Raw genomic sequence first — 20174 nt, 5'->3', positions numbered from 1 at the left:
TTATTGCTTTTTAAGATACAACGGAAGCCCAGACACCATAAAGATGGCTTCATCGGCCTTACCTGCAACATATTGGTTAGCCATACCCTGTAAATCTGTGAACCTTCGCCCTAATGCTGTTTCGGCATGTAAACCCATTCCCAATTCGTTTGATACTATAATAAATGTTCCCGAAAGAGCAGATAAATTATCTATTTCGTTTTTAAATATATTGAGCGCTTTGTTAATGTCCGATTCATCGTCCATGAAAATATTGGTGAGCCAAAGCGTAACACAATCAATTACCACAGCTTGATTTTGAATAGGCAGCAGGTGTAGGTTCTGATAGGTTTCGTAAGTTGTCCATTGCTCACCTCTATCATCTCTGTGGCGCTTTATTCTTTTTGCAAAGTCTTCATCCCATATTTTAGCGGTAGCAATATAAACCGGTGCATTGCTATTCTTTAAAGCCATATCCTGAGCAAACCTGCTTTTTCCGCTCCGTACACCGCCGCTTATGTAAATGATCATGTAATTATAAAGGATAAATGTAGTACAGTTTTTGTCTGCACCTGAGTGCCAAAGATAAAAATTCTTTAATTGATATTGAGTTTAGACACTAAGGTGCTCAGCATAAATTTATACTCTAAGGAGTGTCAAGTTAACTACTTTTAGATACCGGAAACCATCAAAATCATATACCGCTTACAGGTCATTTATAATTGATAATTGTTTTGCCATATTTGTACCCGCCTGCACTTTGCGCAAAAAACGCAGTATCAGGTTTATAAATTTACCTTAACATACTTGAATGAAGATATATACGCGTAAAGGAGATAAAGGTACTACCGGTGTTTTTGGTGGAAAAAGAGAGTACAAGGACTCTGCAAGGATTGAATGTAATGGTGTTTTGGACGAAGCAAATTCAACTATTGGCTTATTAAGAACAAAGTTAGGCACGGATCATCCCTGGCAACCTAACTTACACCGTATCCAAAAAGACCTGATGGATATGATGTCGCACCTGGCACGCCCATCTGATTCAACCAAAGTGAACCCAAATCCCAAACCGGTCGATGGCGCTGAATTTTGCGAACAATGGCTTGACGAATTGGAAGCTGGAATCAGCTCGCCTTCGGATTATTTTCTACTTCCCGGAGGTAACGAAATATCAGCCTTGTGCCATGTATGCCGTACGCAAATACGCCGTGGTGAAAGAAGATTGGTTACCCTTATGAAAGAGGATCCAGCTTGTGTAGAGGATTACATTATGGCATACGTTAACCGTATGTCTGATCTGTTTTTCACGATGGCCCGGGCCGAGATGGACAAGGCCGGCGTTGCTGAAGAAAAATGGCAAATGTTTTTGTATAAAAGGAAAAAACAACCGGTAGAAAAAAGTGAATAAAATTTATGGTGTTTCATTAGGCCCTGGCGATCCGGACTTGATTACCGTAAAGGGCCTTAAAGTTTTACAGGATTCTGATTTTGTTTTTTATCCGGGCTCTCTTTTCTCTGATGGAACAAAGGACAGCTATGTACGTCCGATGTTGGATTATTACATAGCTGATAAAAGCAAACTACAGGGCTTTTTCCTAAAAATGGGTTTAGACCGATCGACAGCTGAGGAAACGTATAATGAAACTACTGATTTACTGATTAATGCCTGGCAACAAGGTAAAAAAATAAGTATAGCCTGCGAAGGCGATCTGAGTTTCTATGCCTCATTTTCATACTTGTTACAACGTTTGCAACAGCATAGTATCCCGGTGGAGCTGATACCTGGTGTAAATTCTTTTTCATTGGGTGCCGCAAAACATCAGGTACCCTTATGCCTGCAAAATGAAAAATTAGTCTTTTTACCCTTAGAGCAAAGTATTGAAAAAATAGAGCAAATGCTTCAAGATTTCGACACAATGATTTTGATGAAAATCAGAACAGGGCTACCTATTTTATTGCCACATTTGCGTACAAAAAACTGGAAGTTTTATTATTGTGAGCGTTTGGGCACTGCCAACGAATATATAACAACTGATATTGAAGAACTATATCAGCGGGATATCCCATATTTCTCTTTATTAATTATTAAAAAATGATCAAAGTTGTTGGTATTGGCCCAGGAAGCAAAGATTATATTCTGCCCATTGCTCAAAAGGCCATACAGGAAGCTGATGTTATTATAGGATATCATTATTATTTCCAGTTCATTACAGAGTTTATCCGGGAAGATGCACTTTGTATTGGCAAGGAGTTAAGCGAGGAAGAAAAACGTGCAGAAATAGCTATTGAAAAAGCTATAGAAGGAAACAAAGTAGTAGTCATTGGTTCTGGTGATGCCGGCATTTATTCAATGGCATCCATAGTATACCAAAAGGTTGCTCAATCCGGCGAAGACATTGAACTGGAAACCATTCCAGGAATTTCTGCTTTTGTGGCAGCTGGCAGTAAACTGGGCGCAGTATTAGGTCATGATTTTTGCTGCATTTCTCTGTCAGACCTCATGACACCCTGGAAAACTATCCAAAAAAGAATAGAAGCTGCCGCCTTTGGCGATTTTGTAACCTCCATTTACAATCCTAAAAGCGTAAAAAGATACTGGCAGCTCGCCAAGCTTAAATCTATATTTTTAACGCATCGCCATCCGGAGACACCGGTAGCCATATGTTACCAGTTGGGCCGCTTGGATGAAGAAATAACACTAACTACTTTAGCTGCTTTAAATATCGACGATGTGGATATGTTTAGCCTGGTAGTGATTGGCAATAGCCAAACCTTTAAATTTAAAAACCATCTGATAACGCCAAGAGGATATTTAGACAGAAAGCCCCTCACCGGCCCGGAGATACAACAGGCAAGTTTTAAGGAGATCATTGATCAGTTGAATGTATCGCAATATCAGAGAGACTTTCTTTGGACTGCAATTCGCTGTATCCATACCTCTGGTGATGTGGATTATATAAATTACTTAAGCACTTCGCAAAATGCTATCTCAATTTGGCACAACTATTTGATTAATGGTGGTACCATTGTTACTGATGTAACTATGGTACAGGCCGGTATTACAAAAGCATTTGTAAGCCAATACGGCAGCCAGGTAATTTGCTTGCTAAATACAGATGAAACCCTTGAGCTCTCTAAAAAAGAAAACCTAACACGCTCTCAGGCCGGGATCAGGCTTGCTGCCCAACAATATCCTCATGCTTTATTTGTAATAGGTAACGCCCCTACCGCTTTAATTGAAATAGCAGATCAGGTAAAACAGGGAACTATAAATCCGGCGGGCATTATTGGTGCACCGGTTGGCTTTATTAATGTAATAGAATCAAAAGAGCGATTAAAAACGCTACCGATACCCTACGCACTTATTGAAGAAAAACGCGGCGGAAGCAATTTCGCGGCAGCTATAGTGAATGCGGCATTTTCATTGGATGAAAGTGAAAATTATTTTTAATATACAGGATGATTTTTCAAGTCATAGGTATTGGCAATAAAAAATATGAGCCTGCCGAACAGCTTTTGGGTCTTATTCAAAAGCACCATATTTTTAGCGGAGGTCAACGCCATTACGAATTAGTAAAGCACCTATTGCCTGCTGGTCATGAATGGATCTTCATTAAATCGCGTATCGATAATTTATTTGAAGATTATCGGAATACCAATGAAGGTATAGTAGTATTTGCCAGTGGCGATCCCCTCTTTTATGGCATTGCCAATACCTTGCATACAAAATATCCAGATACTCAGGTTCAGGTATATCCTTATTTTAATGCTATTCAGTTATTAGCTCAACGGATAAATATCAACAGCAATCAGCTGCAAACCGTTAGTGTTCACGGGCGAACATGGGATGCGCTTGATGAAATTATAATTAAACAAGCGCCATTGATAGGTGTGCTAACCGATGCAGAAAAATCCCCCGCAGCCATTGCTGACAGATTGCTGCATTACGGGTATGATAATTACACCATTTATATTGGCGAAAACCTGGAAGCTGATGATGAACAAGTAAGTCAAATGGAATTGACGGAAGCCTGTGAACATGTTTATCATCCTTTAAACTGTGTTATAGTACAAAAAAAAGCACACCGTGATATTTCTTTCGGGGTGCCTGATGATTCGTTTGAAGGCTTGGAAGGTCGGCCAAATATGATCACCAAAATGCCTGTACGATTGTGTTCATTACATGCGTTAGCGCTCGAATCAAAAACGACTTTGTGGGATATTGGGTTTTGTACAGGATCATTAAGTATTGAGGCAAAACTTCGTTTCCCTCATCTGGATATTTACGCGTTTGAAAAAAGGCCTGAGTGCATGCAAATTATAGCAAATAACCAGAGAAAATTCGGTGCATTAGGAATTAAGACTTACCAAGGCGATATTTTTGAATTGGATTTCACTCAGTATAATAAGCCAGATGCCATTTTTATAGGCGGACATGGTGGCCGCTTAAATGAATTGATCCGTAAAATTGACCAACATATAAATCCGGGCGCTGTTGTAGTGATGAATGCTGTTCAGCATGATTCAGTAAATGAATTTATAAGCACCATCCAAACACTTAACTGGACAATACACGAGCCTTTGAAATTAAAAGTAAATTCGCACAACGAGATCACCATACTTAAAGCGATAAAAGGAAATTGATATGTTAAAAGAAAATAAAGTATGTATTGTGTCTTTTACTGATAGCGGATTAGCTATAGGAAAAATAATACAACAGGAGTTTTACCTCAGCAAATTATATACAACAAGGGTAACAAAATTCTCAAAAGATACTATCAAACTTGACAGTGTCGACCAGTTACTTCAGGATAAATTTCATCGCTTTGATGTTTGGATCTTTGTTGGAGCATTGGGTATTTGTGTACGAAGCATAGCGCCACATATTAAAGATAAAACTACAGATCCGGCTGTCATCAATATTGATGAACAGGGTAAATTTGTTCAGTCGGTATTAAGCGGACATGCAGGCGGCGCCAATGAGATCACCAAAAAGATTAGTCATATATTCCAGGCTCAAGCCGTGATCAGTACATCAAGCGATCTACAGGATATATGGGCGCTCGATTTACTCGCAACTAAATTCAATTGGACAGCACAATCAAATGTACAGTTGAACAAAGCCATATCGCTGTTTGTAAATAATAAGCCGACCGCATTAATCCTAAAAGTTAAAGATGCCGGCACTGCCTACCTTGAAAAATCAAAACCTGCTTTCACTGATATTTATTATGACATCAATGATGCAGATCAACAGAAATATGAGCTATTGATTTACGTAGGATATGAAATTATTGAAAGCGATATTCCTTTAATTTGCTTTTACCCTAAATGCCTAACGCTGGGGAGCGGTTGCCGAAAAGATATTGAACCTGAATTATTTGAGGAAATACTTCTTGAAAAACTGGCTAAGGATGGCATTGCCTATCAAAGTATAGCTACCCTTGCTTCGGTAGATATTAAAGCAGAAGAAGCCGCTTACATTGCTATCTCCCAAAAGCATCAATGGAATTTCATTACCTACCCAGTTGATGACTTGAATAAAGTAGAGGTTGCCAACCCATCTGATGTGGTACTGGATAAAATAGGCGTACTAGGGGTGTCTGAAAGCTCGGCTGCTTTGGCTGCAAATAATTCGGGCTGGCTCATAGAAAAAACAAAAGCAGAAGTTTCATCCGGCAAAAAATTCACTTATGCGTTAAGTCTCATCAGCTCATTTGAGCGAAAGGGTCAAATAGCTATCGTAGGTGCAGGTCCGGGAGCGCCGGAATACATTACATTAAAGGGAAAAGAGTTACTGGAAACCGCGGATTGCATTTTATATGCAGGCAGCCTGGTACCTGAAGAATTAACACATTTCGCGCGTCCTGATACACTGGTCAGAAATTCAGCCTCGATGACACTGGAAGATCAGATGTCATTGATTGATGACATGTACAAACAGGGCAAACTTATTGTAAGGCTGCATTCCGGCGATCCATCTATATACGGAGCGATACAGGAGCAAATGACCATTTTTGACGAAAAAAACTATGATTACTTCATTGTTCCGGGAATTTCATCGTTCCAGGCAGCTGCCGCCTACTTGAAATCTGAGTTTACCATTCCTGAAGTTTCACAAACCATCATTTTAACCCGTGGCGAAGGAAACACACCAATGCCTGCTCATGAAAAGTTAGAAGATATGGCCAAACTGAGGGCAACTATGTGCATTTTTTTAAGTGCCGCCATTGTAAAAAAGGTAGAAAGTCAATTGCTACAGCATTATCCGCCGGAGACACCGCTTGCTGTTTTGTATCGGGTGAGTTGGAAAGATGAACAAGTATGGACAGGTAAATTAAATGAGTTGAGTCAGATCATCAAGGATAACAAACTAAGCCGTACTGTACTGATCATTGTAGGCGAAGCTGTTGGCGCCCGTAAAAACCGTTCCTGGTTATACGGTGATAATTGGTATCACATTTTCAGGAAAAAGGAAACAGAAAAATCACTCAAATGATTCTTTTATTAGGCGGCACAACCGAGGCTAAACAAGTAGCAAACGCGCTGGATGAAGCAGGGGTCAATTACATTTATTCATCCCGTACCGAAATAACATTTGAAGGAAAGGGGCTATACCGTTATGGAAGTTTGGATAAGGAAGGATTAAAAGCATTCTGCATTAATCACCAAATATCTTCAATTATAGACGCTTGCCACCCTTTTGCCACAGAATTGCATGCCACAGTAGCTTCCCTTTGGGGTCAGTTACCATTGATCAGATACGAGAGAGCGTTTTCAGAAGAAGTTGTTGATCCTTTAGTAAAATATGTAAATGACTACGACCATACTTTAACGCTAATAAAAGCAAATGATTACCGATCTATGCTCGCCCTAACCGGCGTTCAATCTATTCCGAAACTCAATAGCTACTGGCAAACACATACGTGTTGGTTCCGGATATTGAACAGGGATTATTCTATTGATTTTGCGGCTCAATATAGCTTTCCTGAGCAAAACTTAATATTCGGCTTACCACAAGATAAGGAAGAAGAGGTACAACTTTTCAATAGGCTTAAACCAGAGGTTATTTTGACTAAAGAAAGCGGCTTAAATGGCAAACTTGATGCAAAAATACAGGCTGCTATTACTTGCAATATTCCGATATTGATCATTAAAAAGCCAGAACTTCCAGCTTCATTTAAAACAATTCATAACTTAAAGGAATTGTTAAGCATGATTGAATAATGGATGAGCTTCTGCCAATTCCGGATGGCCCTTTAAAAACGGGATTTACTACAGGTGCTTGCGCCACTGCCTGTAGCAAAGCTGCCTTGCAGGCTCTCATTTTGCAACGCAAGGTAACGCGTATTACTATTACTTTACCTATTGGCTCACAGCACGAATTCGAGATGATCTCCTGTGTTTTAAACCAGGATACGGTTGAATGTACTACTCAAAAAGACGCGGGTGATGATCCGGATGTAACTCATGGAGCTATTATTGGTGCTGTGGTTAAGTTGAATGAATCTGGCGATATCAGGTTTCTTAAAGGTAAAGGCGTAGGTATAGTTACACTACCCGGCCTCGAAATAGGTGTTGGAGAGCCTGCTATTAACCCTGTACCCCGGCAAATGATCACCAATGCCTGCAAAAAGCTTTTGGCCGATCATGGCTTAGAACACAAAGGTGTCGATGTCATGATCTTTGTACAAGACGGTGAAATTATAGCTAAACGGACTTTAAATGAACGCCTTGGAATTATAGGCGGGATATCCATTCTGGGCACTACCGGTATTGTTACCCCATTTTCTGCATCCTCCTATATTGCCAGTATTGTACAAGGTATTGATGTTGCAATAGCCAATGATGTCAGCGAATTGGTTATCAATTCTGGTGCAAGGAGTGAGAAATATTTAACATCCTTGTTTCCAAAACTTCCGGCATTTGCATTTATACACTATGGCAACTGGATTGGTGAAACCCTTGAAAAAATAGCAAAGAGCAATATCAAAAAAGTCAACATGGGTATTATGCTCGGTAAATCGGTTAAACTGGCTGAGGGCATTTTAGATACGCATAGTGGCAAAAGTACCTGGAATAAAGAGTTTGTTTATCAGTTAGCTATTAATGCCGGATATACGGGCGATTCTTTGAACCAGATTTTATCTCTGAATATGGCAGGACGCTTAACTGAATTGTTTACCTTTGCCGCTGACGAACCGTTTTACAATGCTTTAATAAAAGCCTGCCATGAAAACTGTTCTAAACTCATTCCTAACGTTGAGTTAGTGTTATTCCTGATCAATAAAGACGGAACATATATAAAATACGCTTAATGAATATTTTGAGCATAAGCCGCCCGCTGGTTGCTGGCATTCTACATTCTTTTGAGCCCGATCACATGACAGCAGTTTCTGTTTTAGCGTCTGAACAGGCTGTTAAAAGAAAACGATTGTCCTGGTCTGTGGTATTTAGAGCTTCGCAGTGGGCACTGGGCCACTCTGTTACTTTATTGATCTTTGGAGTAATTGCTTTGATATTTAAAGAATCATTGCAGTTGTACGTTAAAAATATTTCGGCTTGGGCCGAGATGGCTGTAGGACCTATTATGATCATATTAGGCTTGCAGGCTATCAGGAGTAACTACAAGATCAACGCGATGATCAGCGATAATAAAAAAATAGAAGCACACAATCATTTACTATCTGATGGGATGCACCTGCACGGGAAAACCGGCGAAGAGATCGCTTTAAACCCACTAACACGCTCCTTTTGGGTCGGAATGCTGCATGGCCTGGCCGGCACTGGCGGCGCGCTCACGACAGCTTTGGTTATCAGTGCTACCACAATTGGTGGCTCTATAATGGTTTTGGTAATAGAATCTGTAGGGATTGTATTGGCTATGGGTGTTTACAGTTACGTACTTATTTCAACTATGAGCCGATTTTTAGAAAAGAACTTAGTGATCTTTAAATGGATGAACGGTATTGCCGGTTTAGCATCAATAGCTATCGGATGCCTTTGGATATACCGAATATTCTTTTAAATCCCTAATAGCTTTTTAAAGCTACGGCCTAAGGAGTTCTTTTTCTCGCCAACTTTTTCGTCTTCTTCAAAAAGCACACCCTTTACATTAAGGTGATGGCCAATCTGGTCTTTGCCTACCTCTTGCTCAAACCCAATGATTTGAGTGCGATATTTACAAAGCTGGCAATTCATATTACCTTCGCCGTTAATAACCTGATCTAAGCGATCATCAAAAGCTTTTAATATCAGTTCATCGGTTCCAAAGGGAGCTGTAAAAATAAATTCCTGTGATGAACTATTGTTTTTTTCCTCTACAATAGCGTAAATCCTATCCAGTAAAACACCTGTAAAAAAGAAAAACGGAATAACAATTATTCTTTTAAAACCCAGTTTTTCTACCAGGTTTAGTGATTGCTCAACAGATGGATAAGCTGTACCGCTGTAGGCAGTTGTTGCAAAGCCAAATCCCATTCCTTCCCATAACATGCTCATCAATTTATTCACATCGCTATTGGCATCCGGATCGGTGGTTCCCCTGCCTACTACTACCAGGCAAGTTTCTTTCCTGTCCACATCACTTAAAATAAGCTCCGTTTCTTCAATCCGCTTTTTAGCCAGGTCCAATACATTCGCATTCACCCCGATCGGGCTACCCATTTTTATTTTCAGATCAGGGTAGTATGACTGGATGGTATTCAATTCGTAAGGAATATCATTTTTGGCATGTGCTCCGGCAAACAGAATAACGGGCAAGGCGTAAATGGTACGAATGCCCTTGCTATATAACCGTTCAATGGCTGCTTCAAATAGCGGATGATTGAATTCCAAAAAACCGTAATCAACTTCAAATGTATTCGAGTAACGACCCTTCAAAATCTCCACGAGTTTTTTAAACTCCTCAACTCCGGCTGTTTTTCTGCTGCCATGCCCGCAAAGTAATATCCCTTCTTTCATTTCAAATCTTCTTCTGTATTTTATATAGCGTAACCCTTGGAAAATATTATAGCAATCGATTTACTATTGGGGTAAGTTGCTCTTTAGATATATCATTTAATGATAAGTATTGCCCACCAAGTGCGTTGGCCAGATCTTCCGCTCTACCCAAATTCAAATAATTCGTGTCAGTATTTAATATTACCGACTGGATATTTAACTTATTGATCTGATTGGCCAGTGTAAGCGTTTGTTCCCAGGGATCGCCTCCACCGGGTAAGGCAACATTAGCCTTTCCATCTGTTAAAATAATCAAAACAGGGTTATAGCCATGCGTTTGCTCAAATCTATTTAGTAGCTGAACAGCCGTTTGCAGGGCATGTGGTAAGGGGGTCCTGCCGCCGGTAGGTAAAGCTTTCAGGGCTTGTTCTGCCAATTCAACGCTTTGAGTAGGGTTAAGCAATACCTGGGCTTCAATGCCACGAAATGCAATTACACCAACCGTGTCGCGCTTTTGGTAAGCATCTGTTAACAGACTGATCACCGTTCCCTTCACAGCTTCCATTCGTTTATTGGCAGCCATAGAACCCGACGCATCCACCACGAATAAAATCAGGTTACTGGTTTTACCATTGCGCTTTTTCCTATGCAGATCATCAACGGCAATATCTAATTCATCTGGATTACGCATTAAGGCATGAAGTATTGTAGCATCTACAGCAATATCCGTTGCGTTTTTGACCCGTTCGGAGCTAACCGATATTCCACGGGCAGCACCGACAATTGCTCCTCTTTTTCCTGTTTGATTAGCTTGCTTTGATTGCAAACTCCCAATCTTGATCTGCGGTAGAGTTAATGGAAGTATTGCTTCGAAGACTTGTTCTGCTTCTGTTTCATCCTGACCTTTCTTTCCGGATGAATTTGGCTCTCCACTTCGGAAATCAATATTTTCATACGAACTATCATTATTACTTTGAGCTGGGCTTTGCTTGTTAGTTTTAACTAATGTTTCGTTTTGGGTTGAAGAATTCTCTTGTTTATTCTCCTCCGTTTTATCCTGTTTATTTTGGGCATTAGAAAACGGCTGTTTTTTGCTTCTATGAGCCAGCGCCAGTTCTGCAGCTTGCTCTATATCTTCGGCCAAAACTTCAGTACGCTGATTCAATGCCGCAATGGCAATCGCTGTTTTATATATGACAATATCTGCCCGTAGACTTTTTACATTCAGTTCGGTGGTTAACTCACTAATCTGCGTGAGGAACTCATCGCTTAATTTAACAGAGGGTAAAAGCTTTTTTGCTTCTATTAGCTGATATTGCAAACGCTTTTGGGTTGCTTCCCATTGACTAATAAAAGAAGCAGGGTCATATTCAAAAGCAATCCGCCGGCGCACTACTTCAGTCCTTTCGATAACATCTGAAGGAGCTTCTACTTCAACCATTAATCCGAATCGGTCTAAAAACTGAGGCCGCAAATTTCCTTCTTCAGGATTCATAGTACCTATCAAAGTAAACCGCGCAGGATGACTGAGTGATAAGCCCTCCCGCTCAATAATGTTTTCGCCGGTAACCGATACATCCAATAATACATCAACTAAATGATCGGGCAGCAAATTAACCTCGTCTACATAAAGAATACCCTGATGCGCTGCGGCAAGTAGCCCCGGCTGAAGCTTTTTTCTTTTTTCGATCAATACCTGCTCCAGATCAAGATTTCCCAAAATCCGCTCTTCTGTGGCCCCTAAGGGTAAATTAATAAAGGGTACCTGTGCCTGAATCAATTGCTTATCGGCTTGTTTACATACCTCACAAAAATCAAGAGGATCTGTTGTTGAACACCCAAATAAGCAATCACTTATTTTAGTTATCGGAGGAGCAACCTCTGACAGAGCCCGTGCCGCGGTGCTTTTGGCAGTCCCTTTATCTCCCTGGATCAATAAGCCGCCAATACCCGGATTAATGGCGCATAACAGCAATGCTCTTTTAAGTTTCTCCTGCCCTACTATTGCTGTAAATGGATAATTCATAGATATATTCTTTATTTATAAAAGTAGCATATTCCTGCTTAGACACATTAAACTTCGTTACGTTCTTCTAATAATGTTTCGCTTTGCAGATAAAGAGACTGTAGTTCTTGTAATGTTTCTGCAGATGCCGACCACATATCGCGCTTTACAGCCTCCAATAATCTTTCTGTTATGGCCTGTAATGCCCAGGGATTGTTTTGAGCAAAAAACTGCTGCATATTATTATCAAAAGCATAAGTTTCTGCTATTTGCTGGTACATCCAATCATCAACTACTTTTGCTGTGGCGTCATAACCAAAAATATAATCTACCGTAGCTGTTAATTCCAAACCACCTTTATAGCCATGCTTCTTGATACTTTCCAGCCATTTAGGATTTACAACCCTTGAACGGAAAACACGTAAAACCTCTTCCTTTAAATCTCGTACAGCAGCCCGGTCAGGGTTTTGCGTATCACCAAAATAGCCCTTGGGTTGCTTACCCGTTAAACTGCGGATAGTCGCTATCATACCGCCATGAAACTGCAGGTAATCATCGCTGTCAAAAATATCATGCTCCCGGTTATCCTGGTTATGCAAAGCCACCTCTACAACAGCAAGCCTTTGTTTAAATTCATCACGGGCATCTACCCCACTTACATTTTTGCCGTATGCATAACCACCCCAATTAATGTAAACCGAGGAAAAATCGGCATCTGTTTCCCAGTTCTGTTCTTGAATAAGCGGTAAGATACCGGCACCATAACTACCTGGTGGCGATCCAAAAATACGGTAAGCTGCTTTTTCTTCTACAGCTTCTATAGACAAATCCTGATTTTTAAGCTCTGCTATATCTTTCAAGTAATGCTTGCGGATAAAATTTTGCTCATCTGGTTCATCGGCTGCTATTACCATTTGAACAGCTTCGTCAATTAAGTCGATCAAATGCGGAAAAGCGTCACGGAAAAAACCACTAATACGCGTAGTAACATCAATTCGTGGCCGATTAAGTTCAGTTAAAGGAATAAGCTCTAAACCTACCACCCGACGGCTTTCAGCCTGCCATACAGGCCTTACACCCAATAGCGCCAAAATTTCGGCTACATCATCGCCCTGGGTACGCATAGCGCTGGTACCCCAAATGCTGATAGCCACATTTTCCGGATAAAAACCTGTTTCTTTGAAATGACGTTGCAAAACTTCACGGGCCAGTTGCTGCCCAACCTCCCATGCCGCCTGCGATGGTAATGCCCTGGGATCAACACTGTAAAAATTACGCCCGGTAGGCAATATGTGAGCCATACCACGTGTAGGTGCTCCGCTTGGGCCTGCGGGTATATATCCACCTGATAAGCCATGCAGCAAATTACTTATTTCATCATATATTTGGGCCAAATTAGGCATCAATGAAGTACATATAAATTCAAGCACTTCCAGTATTCCGCTAGTTTTTTCTTTATGAATATTTAGTCCGAATGCTTCATCAAGTACTTGTTCAATAGTTTTTTTATTAAAGCTATTTTTCTGAAGTAATTGAATTAAATGGTTTCCTAATTCATCAATAACCTGTAAAGCATCGGCAGCTGTAACCACAGATCTGCCGGCCAAATTTATAAATTGGGGTGATATGGTTGATAGACGCTGCCCTTTTTTATCTAAAAGTTCATTGATATCAAAGCCAAAAAAGTTGGCCAATGCTGCTGGTAAGCCACCAACACCAATATTTGAAAGACGTGTGAGTGACTGCAGCATATCTGTTAAAGCCTCGGCTTCCGGCATCTGACCCAACGTATGCAGGCCATTACGGATCTGGGCTGCGCCTAATTCGCACAAATACCCGTCAATATCTTCAATTAAATGTGCTATGTCTTTCCCATCCATTTCACTGATACTGACTGGTACGCCTTCTGGCGTCATTTCATCATCCCACTCATGCACATGGTCACCATGATCGCGTTTAAGCATCACCGAAAGATCCTTATCAAGGTTTGTTTGCTTGATCAAATCCCATATTTGCCGCTGTAGCAACGGTAATTTCGATGGATCTAAGGTTTCTACCTGGTAATATTCATCAACCAATTGGGTAAGCATGGCTAATTCGCCATAGCTATCAGCTGATGTCATTGCCGGGGTAAGGTGATCGATCACTACCGCGTGCGCACGACGTTTTGCTTGTGAGCCCTCACCCGGATCATTTATGATGAACGGATAAAAAAGAGGCATATCGGTAAGAAATGCATCAGGGAAACAATTTTCGGAAAGACCTATACCTTTTCCCGGCAACCATTCTAACGTCCCGTGCTTACCTACGTGTACAACGGCATCAGCTCCCCAATCATTACGCAGCCATTGATAAAAAGCACAATAATGATGTGTAGGTGGTAAATCAGGCTGATGATATATAGCATCGGCATCCAATCCGTATCCGCGTGGTGGCTGTAAAGCCACTAACACATTACCAAATTCAAGGCCGGCAAAAGAAATATGATCATCGTGAACATAGGTTTCACCCGGGGCTGCACCCCATTGCTTTTCCATTGATTTTTGCAATGCAAAAGGCAATTCATTGAACCAGGAACTATATTGATTGGCAGAAACCCTGCCTACTGCATTTGCTAACTGTTCTGACGTAAGATAGGTTTCGTCGTAAGAACAACGATTGATCAGATCATGGATCAGTTGAGTACCGGATTCGGGAAGATCATTTATTTGGTAACCTTCTGCCAACATAGCCTGTAAAATAGCCATCAGTGATGCCGGTGCATCCAAACCTACAGCATTACCTATTTGCGATGCCTTACTGCTTGAGTTGGTGAAAATAAAGGCAACCTTTTTTGACTGATTTGGAATGTGCCTTAAACGTGCAAAACGAGCTGCGATTCCGGCTACCCTTTCTATGCGATCGGCCATTGGTTCATAACCTTTAACCTCACGCCCCTTCTCTTTAAATGATACGGGCACAGTAATTATGCGGCCATCAAACTCGGGAATGGCCACGTTCATGGCCGTATCTAAAGGATTAAGTCCACGGTTTGACGATTCCCATGAACTACGGCTCATGCCACTGGTTATAGCCTGTATAATAGGCACATCCAATTTACTGAGTATATTTTCATCATTATTCAAGGCGCCATCCTGCATGGCAAAAGACACGGTGTTAACCAATACATCGATCATCGTATGGTCAGCGTTTCTGAAGAACTGAAATGCGGCTGGCCAGCCTGAAACCGGATCGGTAGCTTTTAACGAGGCTGTAAAAACAGGAAGAACATTTAGTCCCCTATCTTCAAGAGCTCTGATCAAGGCGTCTATAAAGCCAGTGTTGCCACTGATATAATGCGCCCTGTAAAACGTGATCCCAATAGTTGCCAGGTCATTATCCTTATACCTTTCCCAATCATCCATCGTTGCGTTTTCGGGAAGATCCGGATGATAGATACCATGCTCTGGCAAAATAATAGGAGCATTATAACCAAACCCCGTCATAAGCAAACGATCTGAAAGATAATAAAGCAATGAAGCTAAATTAGCAGGCCCGCCTGCCTGCAGATAGTTCAGGGTTTCATGCAGGATATCGGGCGAAACAGTTGATACAGCCGCATATTCCGGGTTAAAATCACCAGTTCCGCTTATAACAATTAATTGTTGATCTTGCTTTTGTACCCTCTGAACCAACTCGCTAAACCCGGGTATACTGCTTGGACGGCCTAATATGCGGAGAACAATGATCTTTGCACCAGCTATCTCCCTATCAAGCAACTGGGCCATGTGCGATTCGCTTTTTACCGCCTGTAAGTTTACGCCTAATGTTTTTGGGAAATCATCAGGAAGTAGCTGTAAAGCATGATGTAGGGTTAGCAGGTCTGTATCTGCATGGGTTAAAAAAAACATGCCATCCTGTGGCACGAACGAATCTGCAAGCAAAGGCACTTTTGTACCTTTCCAGGTATAAAACTGAAAAACATATTCATTCAACTCTGCTGGTGGTAACAGGAAACCGTCGGCAGCTATCATGCTTTCTATATAATCAAATATGGAAAGTACCTGCCAATCATTATTTATAGAGTGAAACCAAACAGAATGCCCATCGAAAAGCAATGTAACTACGTTGGCAAGTGTACACGGGCCTAAACAACCGCCCTTGGTCATATGTACTACGTTTCTTATTTTGCGGCGTAACCATTCGCTTTTGTAAAGATCAACAGGAACTGCATCAAATCCGCGATCTGTTCTGCCGCAGCAACAGGCATTATAGCAATAAGACAAATGTCCTCTTCTTTGAACCAGGTTAATGGCCTTTCCGTCTGCCCTTGTAACACGTTGCCTTTTAATTTCAGCCATTATTAAATTGATTGGTTATTGAGAGAATTGGCTCTTGCCAAAAATATTAAGAATTCTATCAATAAATCATGAATAGAATGATGTTGATGTCAATTATAAGTAACACTTAAAGTTCACCTTGTAACAACCTACTTATAAATACTTTACAATTTCCCCAATACAAGTGATTATAAGAAGCTATGGTATTATTCTCCTGATAGATATTTGATGTTATCTCAATTTCCTTTGAATTAAAAACACTACAATCTAACCTTTTCACCTCCTTTAATTCTGTACAATTTGAATAATGAAATTCATGCCCTTTGATATTCAGATCATTAATGAACAATGAACGATACCCCAAATGAAGTTTAGGCACTTCCATTGATGTAGCTAAAGGAAAAAATCCGGCCATCTCAAACTGCTTACCTTCCTTATCAATAATATATTCACCTAAATACATCATTCCACCACACTCAGCATAGGTTTTTCCATTATTTAAGCAATATTCACGAACGGAATTAAGCATACTCTTATTTTGGCTCAATTGCTCCACAAAAAGTTCCGGGTAGCCACCTGCCAAATACAACAAATCACATTCAGGCAGTTTACTATCAGTCAGTGGACTAAAATAAACGACTTCTCCAAATTGTTTTAATACCTCCAGGTTTTCATGATAAGTAAAGCGGAAGGCTTCATCATGTGCTACAGCTATTGTATAATTTCCTTTATCTTTCGGTTGCTCCTCTTCTATTATTTCAACTGCACTAAGGGTAGTTATTTCCAATAATCTATTAACATCAACGGTTTCATTCACCGCCATTGCTATTCTATCGCACAAAGCATCAAAGTTTATATCGGACGCTATGCTAAGCCCAAGGTGCCTTGAAGGGATTTTTATATCAGGTTGAGTTGATAAATAACCAAGAGCTTCAACTTGCACATCTTTACAGACATCTTTAAGGATATGATAATGCGAAATTGTATTTACATTATTAAAAATTACGCCAGCAATATTTAACTCTGGCCTAAAACTTTTAAAACCATGAATAAGCGCGGCGGCAGAATATGCCATTGCCTTAGCATTGATCACCAATATTATCGGTATATTCAGTAATGCGGCTATTTCGGCACTGCTTCCCTTCATCTTATCCGCACCATCAAACAAACCCATTACTCCTTCAACAATAGCTACATCATTTTGCTGCAAACATTTATTATATAAGCTTTTAACATGATCATTGCTGGCCATATAGATATCCAGATTTATGCTATCCGCACCACTCGCCTTTTGATGTAAAATTGGATCAATATAGTCAGGACCGCATTTAAAAGGCTGCACTTTTAATCCACGGTTAGCCATAACTCTTAACAGGCCAAGTGTAATAGTAGTTTTTCCTGAATCGCTTGATGGAGCGGCTATTAAAAACTGTGGTTTATCTGGCATCTTTATCTCCTAATACTGAATTAATATAATTTATAATGAAATCAGCCCGTTCATTTACAGTTAGTTTAGGCACTTCAATTAAATTATAATTTAATGATTTATAAACTTCAGCAATGGCCATATACAATTGCTCTGATTCGGGATATGTTTGCCATCTTTCGCTGTCATTAATATAAATTTCCTGCCAGGGCTCAAGTATAAATACGGTTTGATGATATAAATGCTGTTGGCATGCTTCATAGTAATATTCGGGCACTGGTAAACCGGCTACTTTTAAATAAGCGATGATATCTGGTATCCCTCTGTCATAAAACGTTAATCCAAGGCCGCTGGTTGCTTCATATGATAAGATCATTTTCTGTAAGGCTTTATCGGCAAAGCAACGCATATCGATCCAGGGTAAACAATTGGATCCTTGTTGAACCTCCTGAATGATCAACTGACGCGAAGCTTCTTCCGAACAGGTATAATTCAAAGCTCTTAATGCTTCCAGTAAATTCGTTTTACCAGATCCAGGGCCGCCGGTTATGATAAATCTACTCATAATATACCGCCATAATAAACGCTATAATCAAAACAACCATCAAGAAACATACTTTATGATTGATATAAATAACTCTCTTGATTTCCTGGTGTTCAATTATTCTGTCATTTTCACCAATGTAAGGCTTCTCCAATAAAACGCCATGATAAGTGTTGGGCCCGCCAAAGCGGGTATTCAATATGCCAGCCAGGGCAGCTTCAGGATACCCCGAATTGGGGCTTTTGTGTTTATTGCCATAGCGAAAAACAAATTGCAGAGCTGTTTTGCTGAAAGATACACCTACCATAAATAATGCAGTAAGCCTTGATGGGATGAAATTGGCAACATCATCCAACCGGGCCGCGAACTTTCCAAATTGCTCATACCGTTCACTGTGGTACCCGATCATGGAATCAAGCGTATTAATTAATTTGTAGGTCATGATACCGGGTATACCAGCTAAGGCGTAATAAAATAATGGGGCTATAACGCCGTCGCTCAGGTTTTCTGACATAGTTTCGAGTACGGCAATCCGAATTTGCTGCGTGCTAAGATTTGATGTATCCCTTCCAACAATACGCGATAATTGTTTCCGACCGGCTTCAATTCCTTCGTTATTAAGCACATCGAAAACTTTTCGCCCCTCGTTGATCAGTCCTTTGTTGGCAAGTCCATAATACATGAAAACACTACTGTAGATGATATAAATAAGCCAGTTGTAATACATTAAATATGCAGAGATCAGATAAAAAAAGATGAAGCAAAAACCGCAAAGCATGATCACCAATACCATGCCCTTTAAAAACCTGGATTGATTTTTATTTAATAAGCGTTCCCAAAAAGCAATCGTATTACCAAAAAACTTTACTGGATGCGGGAATTGTTCCGGGTCACCCAACAGAAGGTCAAGCAAATAGCCAACTATTAATGGTATAATTAAGAGGTATGGTTTCGCCATTCTTTTAATGCATTAACCAATAATTGATTACTATGAGCACTTAATGTAGCAAGCCTGAAATGACTTTTTCTGAGTCCACGAAAATTACTGGCATCCCTAATTAGTATGTTGTGTTCTTTTAGCAGATATTGTTTCAGCTCAGAAGCTTCGCCATTTACTAATTCAGCTAAAAAAAAATGTGTATGGCTATTGTGTATCCTGACAGGAGCTTCCTTTAGAGAAGTCACAAAACGTTCTCTTTCATCTAACAGCTCTTTTAAGGGGATTTGAACACGTTCATAATTATCAAAAATAAATTTACCGGTTTCAATAGCCACACTATTAACCGACCACGGAAATTTGAATTTCTTTACCTTCTGAATAAGTGCTTCGGAAGCCACAATATATCCCAGCCTAAGACCCGGAATGGCATAAGATTTAGTAAGTGAACGAAGGATTATAAGATTCAGATGTTGCCTTACCAGTGTTATAGCTGAACTTATTGATAAGGTAAACTCAATAAAAGCCTCATCTACAACAAATATAACTTTAGGATTATTTTTGAGCAATGCCTCAATATACAAGCAAACCTCACCTGTAGGATTATTGGGATTACAAATAAACACTAAATCAGATTCTATCTTAGTCAAGGGATCCAATGCATCCCAATTCATAAAACTTACCTGATGATCATACATCTTTGCCGCATCTTCATATTCAGCAAATGAGGGGATCACAATGGTTGTTTTCCGCTTTCTGAAAGCCTGGCCTATTAAATAAATGCTTTCTGTACTTCCGCTATTAACCAATATATTACCTGGCAGTAAATGATGATGTTGAGCAATTTTATGTATTAAACTTTCGGCCAGTACTTCCGGATATTTGTTTATGTTACTCCAGTTACTAAAAATATGTTCTTTTAATTCCTCAGGTTCTCCATTATACCAAACGTTCGTGCTGAAATCTGCAACAATATCGGCTTTAAACTGGTAGCCATCATCACCATGCCCGTAAAGCATACA

General features: G+C 40.2%; 16 protein-coding genes. 8 read left to right on the top strand and 8 right to left on the bottom strand.

The window, feature by feature from the left end; genetic code table 11:
- Positions 1-510 carry a bifunctional adenosylcobinamide kinase/adenosylcobinamide-phosphate guanylyltransferase gene (cobU, locus tag AAGC65_RS00470; RefSeq protein WP_343110429.1) on the bottom strand — a complete coding sequence of 170 codons (510 nt, stop codon included), beginning with the start codon at positions 508-510 and terminating at the stop codon, positions 1-3.
- Positions 511-790: 280 nt separating this feature from the next.
- Here cobU and AAGC65_RS00465 point away from each other — a divergent pair, with 280 nt between their 5' ends.
- Genes AAGC65_RS00465 through AAGC65_RS00430 form a run of 8 tightly spaced genes read left to right on the top strand, consistent with a single transcriptional unit; the run spans position 791 to position 9007 of the window.
- On the top strand, positions 791-1387 hold the full coding sequence (locus tag AAGC65_RS00465; RefSeq protein WP_343110428.1) for a cob(I)yrinic acid a,c-diamide adenosyltransferase: 597 nt from the start codon (positions 791-793) through the stop codon (positions 1385-1387).
- The gene (gene cobI, locus AAGC65_RS00460) at positions 1380-2075 is read left to right on the top strand and encodes a precorrin-2 C(20)-methyltransferase (RefSeq protein WP_343110427.1); all 696 of its coding nucleotides are present in this window, start codon (positions 1380-1382) and stop codon (positions 2073-2075) included. The genes AAGC65_RS00465 and cobI overlap by 8 nt, the downstream gene beginning before the upstream one ends.
- The gene (gene cobJ / locus AAGC65_RS00455; RefSeq protein ID WP_343110426.1) at positions 2072-3430 is read left to right on the top strand and encodes a precorrin-3B C(17)-methyltransferase; all 1359 of its coding nucleotides are present in this window, start codon (positions 2072-2074) and stop codon (positions 3428-3430) included. The genes cobI and cobJ overlap by 4 nt, the downstream gene beginning before the upstream one ends.
- A gap of 8 nt (positions 3431-3438) precedes the next feature.
- A complete protein-coding gene (gene cbiE, locus AAGC65_RS00450) occupies positions 3439-4623 on the top strand; it encodes a precorrin-6y C5,15-methyltransferase (decarboxylating) subunit CbiE (RefSeq protein WP_343110425.1) in 1185 nt (394 codons plus the stop codon).
- A gap of 1 nt (position 4624) precedes the next feature.
- Positions 4625-6478, top strand: coding sequence for a precorrin-4 C(11)-methyltransferase (gene cobM, locus AAGC65_RS00445; protein ID WP_343110424.1), 1854 nt, complete (start codon positions 4625-4627; stop codon positions 6476-6478).
- The gene (locus AAGC65_RS00440; RefSeq protein ID WP_343110423.1) at positions 6475-7206 is read left to right on the top strand and encodes a precorrin-6A/cobalt-precorrin-6A reductase; all 732 of its coding nucleotides are present in this window, start codon (positions 6475-6477) and stop codon (positions 7204-7206) included. Before cobM ends, AAGC65_RS00440 begins: the two co-directional genes overlap by 4 nt.
- Positions 7206-8297 carry a cobalt-precorrin-5B (C(1))-methyltransferase gene (locus AAGC65_RS00435; protein WP_343110422.1) on the top strand — a complete coding sequence of 364 codons (1092 nt, stop codon included), beginning with the start codon at positions 7206-7208 and terminating at the stop codon, positions 8295-8297. The genes AAGC65_RS00440 and AAGC65_RS00435 overlap by 1 nt, the downstream gene beginning before the upstream one ends.
- Positions 8297-9007 carry a hypothetical protein gene (locus tag AAGC65_RS00430; protein ID WP_343110421.1) on the top strand — a complete coding sequence of 237 codons (711 nt, stop codon included), beginning with the start codon at positions 8297-8299 and terminating at the stop codon, positions 9005-9007. Before AAGC65_RS00435 ends, AAGC65_RS00430 begins: the two co-directional genes overlap by 1 nt.
- Here the strand turns inward: AAGC65_RS00430 and AAGC65_RS00425 are convergent.
- From AAGC65_RS00425 to AAGC65_RS00395, 7 genes are all read right to left on the bottom strand, one after another.
- Positions 9004-9942 carry a sirohydrochlorin chelatase gene (locus tag AAGC65_RS00425; RefSeq protein ID WP_343110420.1) on the bottom strand — a complete coding sequence of 313 codons (939 nt, stop codon included), beginning with the start codon at positions 9940-9942 and terminating at the stop codon, positions 9004-9006. The genes AAGC65_RS00430 and AAGC65_RS00425 overlap by 4 nt on opposite strands.
- A gap of 46 nt (positions 9943-9988) precedes the next feature.
- Positions 9989-11947 carry a magnesium chelatase subunit D family protein gene (locus AAGC65_RS00420; protein ID WP_343110419.1) on the bottom strand — a complete coding sequence of 653 codons (1959 nt, stop codon included), beginning with the start codon at positions 11945-11947 and terminating at the stop codon, positions 9989-9991.
- Between the two features lie 47 nt (positions 11948-11994).
- Positions 11995-16266 carry a cobaltochelatase subunit CobN gene (gene cobN / locus AAGC65_RS00415; protein WP_343110418.1) on the bottom strand — a complete coding sequence of 1424 codons (4272 nt, stop codon included), beginning with the start codon at positions 16264-16266 and terminating at the stop codon, positions 11995-11997.
- Positions 16267-16372: 106 nt separating this feature from the next.
- Entirely contained in the window at positions 16373-17692 is a 1320-nt protein-coding gene (locus AAGC65_RS00410) for a cobyrinate a,c-diamide synthase (protein WP_343110417.1), read from the bottom strand.
- Entirely contained in the window at positions 17682-18236 is a 555-nt protein-coding gene (locus AAGC65_RS00405; RefSeq protein ID WP_343110416.1) for an AAA family ATPase, read from the bottom strand. The genes AAGC65_RS00410 and AAGC65_RS00405 overlap by 11 nt, the downstream gene beginning before the upstream one ends.
- Positions 18229-19173, bottom strand: a complete 945-nt coding sequence (gene cbiB, locus AAGC65_RS00400) for an adenosylcobinamide-phosphate synthase CbiB (RefSeq protein ID WP_343110415.1) — start codon at positions 19171-19173, stop codon at positions 18229-18231. Before cbiB ends, AAGC65_RS00405 begins: the two co-directional genes overlap by 8 nt.
- Positions 19152-20171, bottom strand: coding sequence for an aminotransferase class I/II-fold pyridoxal phosphate-dependent enzyme (locus AAGC65_RS00395; protein ID WP_343110414.1), 1020 nt, complete (start codon positions 20169-20171; stop codon positions 19152-19154). The genes cbiB and AAGC65_RS00395 overlap by 22 nt, the downstream gene beginning before the upstream one ends.
- Positions 20172-20174: the final 3 nt, after the last annotated feature.

The organism is Mucilaginibacter sp. (assembly GCF_039207105.1).
Lineage (GTDB): Bacteria > Bacteroidota > Bacteroidia > Sphingobacteriales > Sphingobacteriaceae > Mucilaginibacter.
The sequence above is the reverse complement of the archived record's forward strand: the minus strand, read 5'-3'. Positions and strand labels throughout refer to the sequence as shown.